Annotated in this window: 13 protein-coding genes; 7 read left to right on the forward strand and 6 right to left on the reverse strand. The window is 62.5% G+C overall.

Features of this window, described 5'->3' with window-relative positions:
- Nucleotides 1-16: 16 nt before the first annotated feature.
- Nucleotides 17-1,684 carry an FMN-binding glutamate synthase family protein gene (locus P0Y58_00930; protein WEK30785.1) on the forward strand — a complete coding sequence of 556 codons (1,668 nt, stop codon included), beginning with the start codon at nucleotides 17-19 and terminating at the stop codon, nucleotides 1,682-1,684.
- A gap of 30 nt (nucleotides 1,685-1,714) precedes the next feature.
- On the opposite strand, the gene P0Y58_00935 is transcribed toward P0Y58_00930, so the two are convergent.
- Nucleotides 1,715-3,034 carry an OprD family porin gene (locus P0Y58_00935; GenBank protein WEK30786.1) on the reverse strand — a complete coding sequence of 440 codons (1,320 nt, stop codon included), beginning with the start codon at nucleotides 3,032-3,034 and terminating at the stop codon, nucleotides 1,715-1,717.
- Nucleotides 3,035-3,462: 428 nt separating this feature from the next.
- Here P0Y58_00935 and P0Y58_00940 point away from each other — a divergent pair, with 428 nt between their 5' ends.
- The gene (locus tag P0Y58_00940; protein ID WEK30787.1) at nucleotides 3,463-5,535 is read left to right on the forward strand and encodes a TonB-dependent siderophore receptor; all 2,073 of its coding nucleotides are present in this window, start codon (nucleotides 3,463-3,465) and stop codon (nucleotides 5,533-5,535) included.
- Between the two features lie 134 nt (nucleotides 5,536-5,669).
- Here P0Y58_00940 and P0Y58_00945 read toward each other — a convergent pair whose 3' ends face one another.
- Nucleotides 5,670-5,867 (reverse strand): hypothetical protein, encoded by a 198-nt coding sequence (locus tag P0Y58_00945; protein WEK33250.1) that lies wholly within the window; start codon nucleotides 5,865-5,867, stop codon nucleotides 5,670-5,672.
- 184 nt (nucleotides 5,868-6,051) lie between these two features.
- Nucleotides 6,052-7,158 (reverse strand): agmatine deiminase, encoded by a 1,107-nt coding sequence (aguA, locus tag P0Y58_00950; GenBank protein WEK30788.1) that lies wholly within the window; start codon nucleotides 7,156-7,158, stop codon nucleotides 6,052-6,054.
- Nucleotides 7,159-7,436: 278 nt separating this feature from the next.
- On the opposite strand from aguA, the gene rfbC reads away from it, so the two are divergent.
- From rfbC to P0Y58_00970, 4 genes are read left to right on the forward strand one after another with little or no spacing between them, the layout of a single operon-like run.
- Entirely contained in the window at nucleotides 7,437-7,982 is a 546-nt protein-coding gene (gene rfbC, locus P0Y58_00955) for a dTDP-4-dehydrorhamnose 3,5-epimerase (GenBank protein WEK30789.1), read from the forward strand.
- Nucleotides 7,983-8,024: 42 nt separating this feature from the next.
- Nucleotides 8,025-9,839 carry an ATP-binding protein gene (locus P0Y58_00960; protein ID WEK33251.1) on the forward strand — a complete coding sequence of 605 codons (1,815 nt, stop codon included), beginning with the start codon at nucleotides 8,025-8,027 and terminating at the stop codon, nucleotides 9,837-9,839.
- On the forward strand, nucleotides 9,836-11,242 hold the full coding sequence (locus tag P0Y58_00965) for a sigma-54 dependent transcriptional regulator (GenBank protein ID WEK30790.1): 1,407 nt from the start codon (nucleotides 9,836-9,838) through the stop codon (nucleotides 11,240-11,242). The genes P0Y58_00960 and P0Y58_00965 overlap by 4 nt, the downstream gene beginning before the upstream one ends.
- A complete protein-coding gene (locus tag P0Y58_00970; GenBank protein ID WEK30791.1) occupies nucleotides 11,242-11,697 on the forward strand; it encodes a YiiD C-terminal domain-containing protein in 456 nt (151 codons plus the stop codon). Before P0Y58_00965 ends, P0Y58_00970 begins: the two co-directional genes overlap by 1 nt.
- A gap of 150 nt (nucleotides 11,698-11,847) precedes the next feature.
- Here P0Y58_00970 and cysQ read toward each other — a convergent pair whose 3' ends face one another.
- Both cysQ and nudE read right to left on the reverse strand, forming a co-directional pair.
- The gene (gene cysQ / locus P0Y58_00975) at nucleotides 11,848-12,666 is read right to left on the reverse strand and encodes a 3'(2'),5'-bisphosphate nucleotidase CysQ (GenBank protein ID WEK30792.1); all 819 of its coding nucleotides are present in this window, start codon (nucleotides 12,664-12,666) and stop codon (nucleotides 11,848-11,850) included.
- On the reverse strand, nucleotides 12,663-13,229 hold the full coding sequence (gene nudE / locus P0Y58_00980) for an ADP compounds hydrolase NudE (GenBank protein ID WEK30793.1): 567 nt from the start codon (nucleotides 13,227-13,229) through the stop codon (nucleotides 12,663-12,665). The genes cysQ and nudE overlap by 4 nt, the downstream gene beginning before the upstream one ends.
- A gap of 64 nt (nucleotides 13,230-13,293) precedes the next feature.
- Here nudE and yrfG point away from each other — a divergent pair, with 64 nt between their 5' ends.
- Nucleotides 13,294-13,956 (forward strand): GMP/IMP nucleotidase, encoded by a 663-nt coding sequence (yrfG, locus tag P0Y58_00985; GenBank protein WEK30794.1) that lies wholly within the window; start codon nucleotides 13,294-13,296, stop codon nucleotides 13,954-13,956.
- A gap of 114 nt (nucleotides 13,957-14,070) precedes the next feature.
- Here yrfG and lysM read toward each other — a convergent pair whose 3' ends face one another.
- Entirely contained in the window at nucleotides 14,071-14,511 is a 441-nt protein-coding gene (gene lysM, locus P0Y58_00990; GenBank protein WEK30795.1) for a peptidoglycan-binding protein LysM, read from the reverse strand.
- Between the last annotated feature and the right edge of the window lie 65 nt (nucleotides 14,512-14,576).

A 14,576-nucleotide genomic window follows, 5' to 3' on the forward strand; every position in this document is an offset into this window, starting at 1 on the left:
TGCCTGCGATGGACCCATGAATCACTCTCTGCCCAGCCGCTACGCCTGCCTCGCCATCTGCCTGCTGTTCACCTTCGCCAGCCTGCCGCTGCTGCCCCAGCATGCCTGGCTATGGCCAATAACACTGGTCACTGCACTGCTCAGCCTGGTCGGGCTCAACGACCTGCGTCAGAGCCACCACGCCGTGCGCCGCAACTACCCGATCCTGGGCAATATCCGCTACCTGATCGAAACCATACGCCCGGAAATCCGCCAGTACCTGATCGAAGGTGACGACGACAAGCTGCCGTTCTCCCGTTCGCAGCGCTCGCTGGTGTACGCCCGCGCCAAGAACGAAAGCGCCGAGAAAGCCTTCGGCACCCTGAACGACGCCTACAAGCCCGGTTTCGAATTCATCAGCCATTCAATGCTGCCAGTGGCCACGCCAGACCCGGCATCGTTTCGCATCGCCATTGGCGGGCCACAATGCCGTCAGCCCTATTCGGCCTCGATCTTCAACATCTCGGCCATGAGCTTTGGTGCCCTCAGCGCCAATGCCATCGCCGCCCTCAACCGCGGCGCGCGCATGGGGCGTTTTGCCCATGACACCGGTGAGGGCAGCATCAGCCCGTACCACCGCGAACAGGGTGGTGACCTGATCTGGGAAATCGGCAGTGGCTACTTCGGTTGCCGTACCGCAGACGGTCGTTTCGACATGCATCGCTTCGCCGAACAGGCCCGCGCGCCACAGGTGAAAATGATCGAGATCAAGCTCAGCCAGGGCGCCAAGCCGGGCCACGGCGGCATCTTGCCGGGGCACAAGGTGAGCGCCGAAATTGCCGAGACCCGTGGCGTACGCGCAGGCGAGGACTGCATCTCGCCGGCCGCCCACAGCGCCTTCCGCACGCCGGTCGAGTTGCTGCATTTCGTCGCCAGCCTGCGCGAACTGTCGGGCGGCAAGCCTGTGGGCTTCAAATTCTGCCTGGGCCACCCGTGGGAGTTCATGGGCATTGCCAAGGCCATGCTGGCCACCGGCATCACCCCGGACTTCATCGTGGTCGATGGCAAGGAAGGCGGTACCGGCGCGGCACCACGCGAATTCAGCGACAACATGGGCGTGCCCATGCGCGAAGGCTTGATGTTCGTGCACAACACCCTGGTGGGCCTGAACCTGCGCTCCAGCATCCGGATCGGCGCTGCGGGCAAGATCGTCAGTGCCTTCGACATCGCCAGCGTACTGGCTATCGGCGCGGATTGGGTCAACTCGGCACGCGGCTTCATGTTTGCCATTGGCTGCATTCAGTCGCAGAGCTGCCACACCAATAAATGCCCGACCGGCGTGGCCACGCAAGACCCACTGCGCCAGCGCGCCCTGGTGGTGCCTGACAAGGCCGAGCGGGTGGCCAGCTTCCATCGCAACACGCTGCACGCACTGGCCGAAATGCTGGCGGCTGCGGGCCTGGAGCACCCTTCGGAGCTTAAGCCCAAGCACCTGGCGCGGCGCATCAGCCCCAGCGAAATCGGGCTGTTCTCGGACCTGCACACGTTCCTCAAGCCAGGCGAGTTGCTCAGCGGCTCGATTGAAAGCGAGTTCTATGCGCGGATGTGGCGGATGGCACGTAGTGACAGTTTTGCGCCGGAGAGTGGAGACATGATGCCCGTATTGGCAAAAACTGTACCCCGAAAAGAAACAGCCCCGGCATAAGCCAGGGCTGTTCGATACATCAGACCAGAATCAGAAGATGCTGATCGGGTACTCGACGAATACGCGGACTTCGTTGCCGTCGTCGTTGTAACCGTTCTGCTGCACGGCGTTGTTGGTACGCAGGAACGAGCTACGCAGCTTGATGGACAGGTCCTTGGCCGGGCCGTCCTGCACCACGTAACGGATCTGGTTGAAGATCTCGCGCTCTTTACCTTCGCCGAAGCCCTGCGGGTTGGCAACGTTACGGGTATTGATGTTGTCACCCACCACGTAAGCCAGCTTGTAGGTCAGGCCCGGGATGCCGTAGGCACCGAAGTCCAGGCCGTAGCCCAGCTGCCAGGAACGCTCGTCTTCGGCGTTGAAGTCGGACCAGTACGAGTTGGCCAGGTAGATGGTCGAACCACCGTCACCCACGCCGCCAGCGTTCTGGTAGAAGCCGTAGTTGTAGCCGGTGCTGCCGGTGCTGCGCTGATGCGCGAGGGTGAACGAGTGCGCACCGTACGCGTAAGTGGCTGCCAGGCTCCAGATGGTGTTGGAGTCGCCGTTCAGGCCAGCAGCTTCTACGTACTTGCGGTCGATGTCCGACTTGTAGCCGTTGAAGTCCAGGGTCAGGGACTGGTCGCTGGCGATCGGGAAGACGTAGTTCAAGCCCAGGTAGTGCTTCTTCATCACGTCTTCGTTGTCGGCGGTGTACAGCGAAGCGGTGAAGTTGTCGGTGAACTTGTAGCTACCACCGAAGACGTTGATCGACTTCAGGCCGCCACCGTCACGGCGCTCGGCGCTTTTGCGCGCTTCCTGGGTGAAGCGGCCGGCGTTCAGCTCCAGGCCCTCGATCTCTTTCGAGGTGATCAGGGTACCGGTGAAGCTTTCTGGCAGCAGACGCGCGTCGTCGTACTGCAGCACTGGCAGTGCTGGCATCTGGTCGCCGTACTTCAGCACGGTGTTGGAGATGCGGAATTTCACTGCAGCACCACCACGGGCCAGGTTGTGCGGCGAGCTGGCGTTGCCTTCGGCATTGGTGGTTTCGTGCGGTTTGAAGAAGTCGACGCCGCCACCACCGTTGTGGCCTTTGCCGCCGTCCAGACGCACGGCGTAGAGGCCGAATGCGTCAACGCCGACACCGACGGTGCCCTGGGTGAAGCCGGAGTTGAAGTTGGCGATGAACGCCTGGCCCCATTCGATCTGGTCGTCGGTGCCGTGCTTCTTGTCACGGTTGATGTAGGCGTTGCGCAGAAGGACGTTGGCGTGGCTGTCCTCGATGAAGCCCTTGCTGTCGGCCTGGTCATTGGCCTGGGCCTGGGTCGCGGCGATCATCGCCAGAGCGACCAGGCTGATCCTGGTTTTCAACATGTTGTTTTCCTTATTTCTTAATCAAAAACGCTGCGCAATTATGACGCCAGGAACCAACGCCCCTTCGTAGGTTCGACGCTATGCGGATCCAGACTGGCGGGCCTGCACGGCAGGCCGTGGCCGAATCCTAGCCGCGCGCGATTACAAATGTCAAAAAAACGTGAAATGCAGGTTGATATAACCAAAATCACCGGCGTGTCTGGTGCATTTCCATGCAGGCTGGCGCCATCAGTGGGCAATTTATCTTATGTAGGAAATTGCCTTTTGATCGAACGGACAGTTTCCCTGAGCACGCAAACGCGTGGGGGCAGAGGCTGTTACAAACGGACACATATGTAAAGACAACCCTTTACAAATACTCAAGCAAGAGTAAATAGCAAGCATTACCATTCGCACCTTCTTTTCACCTGCCCGGTCCGGATGTGCTCATGCTTGTACCCTGCCGCCTTTCCCCTTTAACGCTTGGTTTGTCGCTGCTGTTCAGCGCCAGCCTGGCCAGTGCCGCCACCACCACGCTGCCAGAGTCGTCGGTTACCGCCGACAGCGAGCGCGAGAAAGACAACCCGCGAGTCAAAGAGGTGAGCACCGCCACCCGCACCTCGACGCCGGTGCGCTATGTACCCCAGGCCATCGACACGGTGAAAACTGCCAACGTGCTGGATTACGGCAGCAACACCCTGGGCAAGGCACTGGAGGGCATTCCCAACGTCAGCAGCGGTGCCGATACCCGCTTCGACAGCGTACGCATCCGCGGCTTCGAGGCCAGCAACGACTTCTACCTGGACGGCATTCGCGACGACAGCCAGTACATCCGCGACCTGCACAACATCGAGCGGGTAGAAGTACTGAAGGGGCCTGCGGCGGTGCTGTATGGCCGTGGCAGCCAAGGCGGTATCGTCAACCGGGTCAGCAAGGCGCCAGAACCGGGCCGCCGCTCCAGCATCGAAGCGCAAGCCGGAAGTGAAGACCTGCGCAGCCTGTATGCCGACCTCAGCGCCGACCCCAGCGACACCGTCAGCCTGCGCCTGAACATGGGCAACCAGGACAACAACAACTTCCGCGACGGCATCGACGGCAGCCGGCAGTTGTTCGCCCCATCGGTCAGTTGGCAGATCAACCCTGACCTGAACTGGCTGGTGCAGTACGAATACAGCCGCTACAACCGCACGCCGGACCGTGGCATCCCAGGGGTCAACGGCCGCCCGGCCGACGTAAGTCGCAGCACCACCTATGGCGACCAGCGCGACTACATCGACGATCGCGCCCAGTCCCTGCGCTCACGCTTGAACTACCAGCTCAATGAAACCTGGCAGCTGCGCCACACCCTGGGCCTGTTCAAGCTCGACAGCGAGTTCGACAACACCTATGTCACGGGCTACAACGCCGGCACCAATACCCTGACCCGCCAGCGCTGGCAGCAAGACCTGAACACCCGCAACCTGTTCAACAACCTGGAGGCCGAGGGCGACTTGAACACCCTGGGCCTTGAACACAAGCTGCTGCTGGGCCTGGAGTTTGGCAATCAGAAGCGTGACCCACTGTTGTACAGCGCCGGCAGTCAAAACCTGACAGGCCTGGGCAAGCCCAGCCGGCCGCACAATGGTACGTTGGCGGTATCGAGCAACAACCACACCGTGGTCGACAGCCGCGGCGTTTATCTGCAGGACCAGATCCGCCTCAACGATCAATGGCAGATTCTCGCCGGCGTGCGCTTCGACCAGTTCGAAGTGGAAACCACCAACAAGGTGCGCAGCCTGTCCGAAACACAGGACAGCAACAGCACCAGCCCACGCCTGGGCGTGGTTTACACCCCGTGGCGCGACCATTCGTTCTACGCCTCGTGGAGCAAGACCTTCTCGCCGGTGGGCGGTGGCCTGATCGGCATTACCCCTGGTGCGCCGGGCAACAGCAATGAAACCGACCCGGAAGAGACCCGGCAAAAGGAAATCGGGGTGAAAAGCGACTGGCTCGACCAGCGTCTGACCACCACGCTGGCCATCTACGAGCTGGAGTTGTACAACCGCCGTACGCGCGACCCGATCGACCCGAACGTCATCTTGCTCAGCGGCTTGCAACGTTCGCGGGGTATCGAGTTGACCGCTACCGGCAATGTCGTCGGCAACTGGTACGTGCGCGGCGGCATCGGCTTGCAGGACGCGATCATCGTCAAGGACAACAACGGCCAGGAAGGCAACCGCATCAACGACGTGGCCAAGCGCAACGCCAGCCTGTTCGTGACCTGGAAACCGGAGCTGGGCTGGTACGCCGAAACCGGCCTGACGCTGGTCGGTGAGCGTTACGCGGACAACCAGAACACCACGGTGTTGCCGGGGTATGGCCGTTGGGATGCGCTGGCGGGTTACCGCACCCATGACTGGGATGTGCGGGCGGCATTGAGCAACATTGCCGACAAGACCTATTACAGTTCGGCGACCAGTGCAGCGCAGATCATGGTAGGTGACCCGCGTAGCCTGGTGGTGACGGGTAGTTACAGCTTCTGATCTTTATTGCCTGTACCGGCCCTTTCGCGGGTAACCCCGCTCCCACAGAGACCGCGCAATCCCTCAGGACTGTGCATTTCCCTGTGGGAGCGGGTTTACCCGCGAAGAGGCCGGCACAGGTAAAACCGATTCGATCAGTGCCACACCGCCATCAGCGCCTGCATCTCTGCTTCGCTGATCAGCCCTTGGGGGTATCGTCCGGCAAGCAGACGTCGCGGGTCGGTCATCCTGACCCTGATGCTTCCATGGTGTCTCAACCAATTCGCCACAACCCTGAGCGATTGGTGATTCACTGCCGATGGGCGCAAAGCCGACTCACTTGCTGCGTTCATTTCCACACGTACTCCCTGGCCCGTGAACGGCAATTTACGTAAGTATTGTTACAGATAGGAGAGCGCAGCCTGGCCGAGCTATCTTGTTGAAAAACAATACAAAACATATGCCATTCTGGGCCACCGGGCGTCGCGCGAAAAAAAGGCCCGTCACAAGACGGGCCTTTTTTCATTCAGCAGGCTGTCAGCGCTTGACCGGCGCCGGCTGCTGCTGGGTCAGGCAGTGGATGTTGCCGCCACCGAGCAGCAACTCGCGACCAGGGATCATCACCACCTCGTGATCAGGGAAGATCTTCGCCAGAATCGCTCTGGCTTGGGCATCTGCGGGGTCGTCGAAGCTTGGCGCGATGATGCCGCCATTGACGATCAGGAAGTTCACGTACGAGCCGGCCAGGCGCACCGACGGGTCGCGCTCCTGGCTGCCGGCCACCTGATCGACACCGGCGCACTCTTCGGCGGTGGCGAACAGCGGGCCAGGGATCGGCATCTTGTGCACGATGAACTCACGGCCCTTGGCATCGCGGGTGTTCTTCAACACCTCCATGGCCGCGTGGCAACGCGCATAGTTGGGGTCGTTGGAATCATCGGTCCAGGCCAGTAACACTTCACCCGGGCGCACGTAACAGCAGAAGTTGTCGACGTGGCCGTCGGTTTCGTCGTTGAACAGGCCATCCGGCAGCCACACCACGGTATCGACCGCCAGATGATCACGCAGCACGGCTTCGATCTGCTCGCGGTTCAGGTGCGGGTTGCGGTTACGGTTGAGCAGGCATTCCTCAGTGGTGATCACGGTGCCTTCACCGTCCACGTGGATCGAACCGCCCTCAAGTACGAAACCTTCGGTGTGGTAGCGCTGGCAGCGCTCCATTTCAAGCACCTTGGCGGCCAACTCCTCGTCGCGGTTCCACGGCGCGTACAGGCCGCCGTCGAAGCCGCCCCAGGCATTGAAGCCCCAGTCCACGCCACGTACTTCACCTTGGTCGTTGATGACGAAGGTTGGGCCGGTGTCACGCACCCAGGCGTCATCGTTGCTGATTTCAACCACACGAATGTTCGGCTGATCGAGTTGGCGACGGACATTTTCGTACTGGCCAGCAGAGGCCGCGACGGTCACAGGTTCAAAGCGGGCAATGGCCTTGGCCAGGGTCACATGTGCGGCCTGCGCCGGCTTGCCACCCAGGCGCCAGTTGTCCGGGCGCTCCGGCCAGACCATCCACACCTGGGTTTGCGGCGCCCATTCGGCGGGCATGTGGAAACCATCGGCACGTGGCGTGGAGTTGAGGGTTTTCATGGGTGACCTCTATGATGGCCCTGAGCCGGAGTGTGCTGGGGCGTTTGTCAATTTATAACCGATATATATCGATATATGAAGCCCGACAGTCGGGATTTTCACGCACAACCTGGCGAATTAAATCGATAACAATCGAGCCGAGCGAACCCTTGCCTGGTGCCGCTACCGGCCTGACGTCTACCATAGCCACACCTTATGCATCCTGTTGCATCGGCATGCGGAAAATTCCAGCAAGGCCGACTAGGGTCAATACTTGGGCAACGGGCCAGCGAGCCACTATGAACATCATTCCTACCGCAATCCCTGAAGTACTGATCATCGAGCCGAAGGTTTTCGGTGACAGCCGTGGTTTTTTCTTCGAGGCATTCAACGCACGTGAGTTCGCACAGCAAACAGGCGTGAAGGCCGAGTTCGTCCAGGACAACCACTCACGCTCCATCAAGGGTGTACTGCGCGGGCTGCACTATCAGGTGGCAAACACCCAAGGCAAGCTGGTGCGGGTGGTGCACGGGGAAATCCGTGACATTGCCGTGGACGTGCGCAAAAGCTCGCCAACGTTCGGCCAATGGGTCGCGGTGCACCTGTCGGCCGACAACCACCGCCAGCTGTGGGTACCCCCCGGTTTCGCCCACGGTTTTGCGGTGATGAGCGAATCGGCCGAGTTCCTCTACAAGACCACCGACTACTACAACCCCGCCGCCGACCGCTGCATCCGCTGGGACGACCCGCAGCTGGCAATCGACTGGGGCCTGCAGCAACCACCGGTGCTGTCGGACAAGGACAAGGTCGGTGTGCCACTGGCAGAGGCGGAACTGCTGCCTTAACTAGCGCATAATTGCGCCAGACTTTTCTGGCGCATTTACGTGATGATTGCAAAACCCACGCCCCCACGCCGTCCTCGCTGGCGCAGCCTGGCCTTGTTGGCCCTGTGCCTGGCCCCGTTGTTGTGGCCGCTGCATCACTTGGCCGAACGCTACTATCAGGAAGAGCTGGCCTCGCAGAACCGCCAGACCCTCGACCTGTACGTCGCCAACCTGCTCGGCACCCTGCACCGCTACGAAACCTTGCCACAGATCCTCGGCGACCTGCCGGCACTGCGTGGCGTGCTGGCCGACCCGTTGCGCCTGGAAGCGGTGACCAACGCCAACCGCCTGCTCAAGGACATCGTGCAGCAGACCGGTGCCGAGGTGATGTACCTGATGGACGTCAGCGGCAACACCCTGGCCGCGTCCAACTGGGACAAGCACGACAGCTTCGTCGGCCGCAATTTTGCCTTCCGCCCCTACTTCAACGAAGCCATGGCCGGCCACCTCGGGCGCTTCTTCGGCCAGGGCACCACCTCGGCCAAGCGCGGCTACTTCTTTGCCGCAGCCGTGCGGGACCGCGAGCGGATCGTCGGCGTGCTGGTGGTGAAAGTTGACCTCGACCACACCGAAACCCTCTGGGGCCGCACCCCCGAGCAGCTGCTGCTGACCGACCACAATGGCGTGGTCATCCTCACTTCGCGTCCCGACTGGCGCTTCCGTGCTACCCGCACGCTGACCGAGGCCGAGCGCCAGGCCATCATCGCTATCCAGCCCTACCCGACCCAGGCCCCGCAACCGCTGGCGCTCAACCCGGACGCCTGGATCAGCCAGACCCGCGACATCAAGGAAACCGGCTGGCAAGTCAGCATCCTCGCCCCGCGCATGCTGGTCGATCGCTCGGTACAAACGGTGATGGCCATCGGTGCCGGTACGCTGCTGGTACTGATGCTGCTGGCCGGCCTGGTCATGCAGCGGCGGCGCCACTACATCGACCGCATCGACTTCGAAGCCCGTGGCCGCCAGCAGCTGGAAAATCGCGTGGCCGAACGTACCGCCGACCTTGAAGGCCTGAACACCCGGCTGAAAAATGCCGTGCTGGAACGCGAGAACGCCCAGCAAGAAGCGGTGCGCGCCCAGGATGAACTGGTGCAGGCCGGCAAGCTGTCGGTGCTTGGCACCATGTCGGCCAGCATCAGCCACGAACTCAATCAGCCGCTGGCCGCCATCCGCAGCTACGCAGAAAACGCCGAAATCCTCCTGGACCATCAGCGCACCGATGACGCCCGCGGCAACCTCAAGCTGATCGGCGAGCTGACCGGGCGCATGGCCTCAATCATCGCCCACCTGCGCGCCTTTGCCCGCCGCGACCGGCATGCCCCGGAAAGCGTGGCCCTGCAGCCGGCACTGGACGATGCCCTGGCACTGCTGGCCAAGCGCCGCCGGGCAATGGCCGTGGAACTGATCCGCGACCTGCCGGAGGCAACCTTGTGGGTACAAGCCGGTGAAACCCGCCTGCGCCAGGTGCTCGGCAACCTGCTGGCCAATGCCCTCGACGCCTTGACCGAAAAGGCCAACCCGCGTCGCTTGTGGCTAAGTGCCGAGCAACGTGATGGCTGCGTCTACCTGTACATCCGCGACAATGGCCCCGGTTTCAGCCGCCAGGCTCTGGAGCATGCCAAGGAGCCATTCTTCACCACCAAGACCCGCACTCAGGGCCTGGGCCTGGGCCTGGCCATCTGCGAAAGCCTGATGCGTGCCCTGGGTGGTGAGTTGCTGCTGGCCAACCACCCGGAAGGTGGCGCACTGCTGACCCTGCAGCTGCGTGTGGCCGCACCTGGCGCTACTTTGCCCAATTCGGAGGACCCCTCGGCATGACCACCGAGACAACGATCGACAGCCAAGCCCAGGTCATCCTGGTCGACGATGACCCGCACCTGCGCCAGGCGCTGAGCCAGACCCTCGACCTGGCCGGGCTCAAGGTGGTCGCCCTGGCGGATGCCCAGGGCCTGGCAGACCGTATCGAGGCCGACTGGCCCGGTGTGGTGGTCAGCGATATCCGCATGCCCGGCATCGATGGCCTGCAGCTGTTGGAGCAACTGCACGGCCGCGACAGCGAGCTGCCGGTGCTGCTGATTACCGGCCATGGCGATGTGCCGCTGGCAGTGCAGGCGATGCGCGCCGGGGCTTATGACTTTCTGGAAAAACCTTTTGCTACAGACGCCCTGCTCGACAGCGTGCGCCGGGCCCTGGCGCTGCGCCGCCTGGTGCTGGACAACCGCAGCCTGCGCCTGGCGCTGAGCGACCGCCAGCAGCTGACCACCCGCCTGGTGGGCCACTCACCGGCCATGCAGCGCCTGCGCGAGCAGATTGGCGCCTTGGCTGGAACCCGGGCCGACGTGCTGATTCTGGGTGAAACCGGCGCTGGCAAAGAGGTGGTGGCCCGGGCCCTGCACGACCTGTCCAGCCGTCGCGACGGGCCGTTCGTGGCGATCAACGCCGGCGCGCTGGCCGAATCGGTTGTCGAGAGCGAGCTGTTCGGCCATGAGCCCGGTGCTTTCACCGGCGCGCAGAAACGCCGTATCGGCAAGTTCGAGTTCGCCAACGGCGGCACGCTGTTCCTCGACGAAATCGAAAGCATGAGCCTGGATGTACAGGTCAAACTGCTGCGCATGTTGCAGGAGCGCGTCGTCGAGCGCCTGGGCGGCAACCAGCTGATCCCGCTGGATATCCGCATCATTGCCGCGACCAAGGAAGACCTGCGCCAGTCCGCCGACCAGGGGCGTTTCCGTGCCGACCTGTACTACCGCCTGAACGTGGCGCCGCTGCGTATTCCACCGCTGCGCGAACGAGGCGATGACATCCTGGTGCTGTTCCAGCACTTCGCCGACGCCGCCAGCCAGCGCCATGGCTTGGCGCCGCACACCCTGCAACCGGACCAGCGAGCCATGCTGCTGCGCCACGCCTGGCCAGGCAACGTACGCGAGCTGCAAAATGCTGCCGAGCGTTTCGCCCTCGGCCTGGAGCTGGCTCTGGACGGCCAGGCGCCGCCTGCGACAGCATCTGCAGTGCCGGTACCGAGTGGGAATCTCAGCGACCAGGTCGAACACTTCGAACGCTCGCTGATCGCTGCCGAACTGGCCCAGCCACACGGCTCCATGCGCAGCCTGGCCGAGGCGCTGGGCATCCCCCGCAAAACCCTGCACGACAAGCTGCGCAAGCACGGCTTGAGCTTTGACGGCGCCAGCGGCGGGCACGACGATCAAGAGGACCACCGTTGATGAACACCGATAGCCAGTACTTGCAGTCCGTACTGCATGGCGACATCCCCCTGACCCGTGAGATGGGCCTGGAGGTGATCGATTGGCAACAGCACACCCTACGCCTGCAACTGCCGCTGGCGGCCAACGTCAACCACAAGAGCACCATGTTCGGCGGAAGCCTGTACTGCGCGGCAGTGCTGGTGGGCTGGGGCTGGCTGCACCTGCGCCTGCGCGAACTGGGGATTGATGACGGGCACATCGTCATTCAGGAAGGGCAGATCAGTTATCCGCTGCCGGTTACCGGCACGGCGGTGGCGCGGTGTTCGGCACCGGACGAGAAAACCTGGGAGCGATTCCTGACCCTATACCAGCGGCGTGGCCGGGCGCGGTTGACGCTGGAGACCACCGTGAGCAATGCCGGCAGTGAACAGCCTGCCGTCACCTTCAGCGGCCAGTACGTCCTGCACCGCTAACATAGTTATCGCGGTTCCTGTAGGAGCGGCCTTGTGTCGCGAAAGGGCCGCAAAGCGGCCCCGGCAATGTATGCGGCGAAGCTGAGAACTGGGGCCGCTTCGCAGCCCTTTCGCGACACAAGGCCGCTCCTACAGGGTCCGCGATAGCTGTCAGATCAGTTTCAGGAAGGCCTGACGCCATGCAGCATTTGCGGGCAACGCCAGGAAGTACGGGTTAAGCAACGACTCCCGCGCCGGGTACCGGAACGGTAGACGATCCAGCCCGATCAGCTCGCCACCCGCCCCTTCCACCACACCCTGCGCCGCCGCAGTGTCCCACTGCGAGGTCGGCGCCAGGCGCGGATAGCAATCGGCGCTACCTTCAGCCAGCAGGCAGAACTTCAACGAGCTACCGATATTGGCCAGCTCCAGCTCACCCACCGCAGCCCCCAACCCAGCCAACATTGCTTCCTGCTCCGGGCTGGAGTGCCGACGGCTGGCCACCACGGTAAACCGCTCGCCCTCTGCTGGCGCGTTGCGGACCTGGATCGGTCGAGCTGCCTCACCGGCATCCGCGCGCCAGGCCCCGAAACCGCGCCCACCGAAATAGCAGCGCCCGTTGGTCGGCATCGACACTACGCCAAACACCACCACACCGTTCTCAATCAGGGCGATGTTGACCGTGAACTCTTCGCTGCCGGCAATGAACTCCTTGGTGCCATCCAGCGGGTCGACCAGCCACCAGCGGCTCCAACCCTGCCGCTCGGCCAGCGGTATGTTGCAGTCCTCTTCAGACAGCACCGGAATGTGCGGCGCCAGCGCCAGCAGGCCATCGGCAATCACCCGGTGCGCGGCCAGGTCGGCGGCGGTAACCGGCGAATCGTCAGCCTTGCTGGTGACGGCCACATCGGCACGCCAGAACGGCAGGATCGCATCACCCGCCGTCAAAGCCAGCTTGACCACTTCGTGCATCAGTTGCAGGTCGTTCATAGCTCCAGCAGCCCCCGCTGGATCAGCAGGTCACGCGTCAGGTAAAGCGCCGCCAGGGCGCGACCCTCGGTGAACTGCGGGTGCATGGCCAATGCCGACAACTCGCGCAGGTTGACCTTGTCGACCCGCATCGGTTCTGGCTCATCGCCTTCCAGGCGCTCTTCGTACAGCTCGGTGGCCAGCACGACCTGGATCTTCTGGCTCATGTAGCCCGGCGACAGCGACAGCTCGGTCAGGTGCTCCAGCTGGCGGGCACCAAAACCGGCTTCTTCCTTGAGCTCCCGGTCGGCTGCCGCCAGCACGTCTTCGCCCGGTTCGATCAGGCCCTTGGGCAACGACAGCTCGTATTCATCGGTGCCGCCGCAATACTCCTCCACCAGCACAGCATGCTCGCTGTCGAGCATGGCAACGATCATCACTGCCCCGTAACCATTGCCACGGCCGACCAGACGCTCGTAAGTGCGCTCGGCACCATTGCTGAAGCGCAATTGCACGGCCTCGACGCGGAACAGGCGGCTGCTGGCGACGATTTCGCGATTGAGGACGGTGGGTTTCTGGCGCATGGGGCGGCTCCTTGGCGTGAACGGGTTACTATACCGTGGCTAGCCGACTGATCGAGAGTTTCCCATGCCTGTTATTCCCTGGTCTGCCATCGATACCGTCCTGCTGGACATGGACGGCACCCTGCTCGACCTGCATTACGACAACCGTTTCTGGCTGGAGCACCTGCCCCAGCGCTATGCCGAGCTGCACGGGGTGAGCCGGGCCATGGCGGAAATGGAGCTGCAGCCGCTGTTCGAGCGCAATGCCGGCACCCTGAACTGGTATTGCCTGGACTTCTGGAGCCGCGAGTTGCGCCTGCCGATCCGTGAGCTGAAACAGGAAATCGCCGACCTGATCGCCCTGCGCCCGGACGCCGATACGTTCCTGGCGGCAATCCGCAAGGCGGGCAAACGGGTGATAATGATCACCAATGCTCACCGCGACTCGCTGTCGTTGAAGCTGGAGCGGGTAGAGCTGGCGCCGTATTTCGAGCGGCTGATCAGCTCGCATGACTATGGCTACCCGAAGGAAAGCCCGCAGTTCTGGGATGCCTTGCAGGCAGACATCGGCTTTGAGCCGAGGCGCAGCTTGTTTATCGATGACACGCTGGCGATTCTGCGCAGCGCGCGGGAGTTTGGCGTGGGTCATTTGCTGGCGGTGCGCCAGCCGGATAGCAAGGCCGGGCCGCGGGATACCGAAGAGTTTGCGGCGGTCGAGGATTACCGGGAGTTACTGGAAGGCCTGTGAGGCCCTCTTCGCGGGACAAGCCCGCTCCCACAAGTCGGCCGCTGGGTTCTGGTTCAGCGGTAAATCTGTGGGAGCGGGCTTGTCCCGCGAAGAGGCCGGCACAGGCTGTGAAGATCAGTCAGGAATACGCAGCACCTGCCCCGGATAGATCTTGTCCGGGTGCGAGAGCATCGGTTTGTTGGCCTCGAAAATCTTGTTGTACTGGTTGGCATTGCCGTAAACCACCACAGAGATGGCCGACAGGGTGTCGCCCTTCTTCACGGTGACGAACCGTGCCGCTGCCACCACCGGCCCGGTCACGGTGATCTGGTCATCGACGCTGGCCACACCGTTGATGTTGCCCGCTGCAAGGATGATCTTTTCCTTCTCTTCCTGGCTGGCCACTTCACCCTTGAGGATGATCTTGTCTCCCTCGACAGTGGCGGTGATGTTCGGGTTGCCCAGGCCAACACTTTCCACGTGTTTCTTCAGTTGCTCCTCGGCATTGGCATTACCGGGGGTCAGTAGGTCGATCAACTTCTCGCCGGCTTCTTTCACGAAACTGAACAGGCTCATTGCGTTCTCCTTGTTGATGAAACCTCGGACACACGAGTCTAGGTCAGCTTTTCCACCCGCGCCCC

Origin of the sequence: Candidatus Pseudomonas phytovorans, from assembly GCA_029202525.1 — a bacterium.
Classification (GTDB): Bacteria; Pseudomonadota; Gammaproteobacteria; order Pseudomonadales; family Pseudomonadaceae; genus Aquipseudomonas; species Aquipseudomonas phytovorans.

Coding starts and splice junctions, on each gene's coding strand:
- P0Y58_00930 (WEK30785.1), top strand. CDS start 17: ATGAATCACTCTCTGCCCAGCCGCTACGCCTGCCTCGCCATCTGCCTG.
- P0Y58_00935 (WEK30786.1), bottom strand. CDS start 3,034: ATGTTGAAAACCAGGATCAGCCTGGTCGCTCTGGCGATGATCGCCGCG.
- P0Y58_00940 (WEK30787.1), top strand. CDS start 3,463: ATGCTTGTACCCTGCCGCCTTTCCCCTTTAACGCTTGGTTTGTCGCTG.
- P0Y58_00945 (WEK33250.1), bottom strand. CDS start 5,867: ATGAACGCAGCAAGTGAGTCGGCTTTGCGCCCATCGGCAGTGAATCAC.
- aguA (WEK30788.1), bottom strand. CDS start 7,158: ATGAAAACCCTCAACTCCACGCCACGTGCCGATGGTTTCCACATGCCC.
- rfbC (WEK30789.1), top strand. CDS start 7,437: ATGAACATCATTCCTACCGCAATCCCTGAAGTACTGATCATCGAGCCG.
- P0Y58_00960 (WEK33251.1), top strand. CDS start 8,025: ATGATTGCAAAACCCACGCCCCCACGCCGTCCTCGCTGGCGCAGCCTG.
- P0Y58_00965 (WEK30790.1), top strand. CDS start 9,836: ATGACCACCGAGACAACGATCGACAGCCAAGCCCAGGTCATCCTGGTC.
- P0Y58_00970 (WEK30791.1), top strand. CDS start 11,242: ATGAACACCGATAGCCAGTACTTGCAGTCCGTACTGCATGGCGACATC.
- cysQ (WEK30792.1), bottom strand. CDS start 12,666: ATGAACGACCTGCAACTGATGCACGAAGTGGTCAAGCTGGCTTTGACG.
- nudE (WEK30793.1), bottom strand. CDS start 13,229: ATGCGCCAGAAACCCACCGTCCTCAATCGCGAAATCGTCGCCAGCAGC.
- yrfG (WEK30794.1), top strand. CDS start 13,294: ATGCCTGTTATTCCCTGGTCTGCCATCGATACCGTCCTGCTGGACATG.
- lysM (WEK30795.1), bottom strand. CDS start 14,511: ATGAGCCTGTTCAGTTTCGTGAAAGAAGCCGGCGAGAAGTTGATCGAC.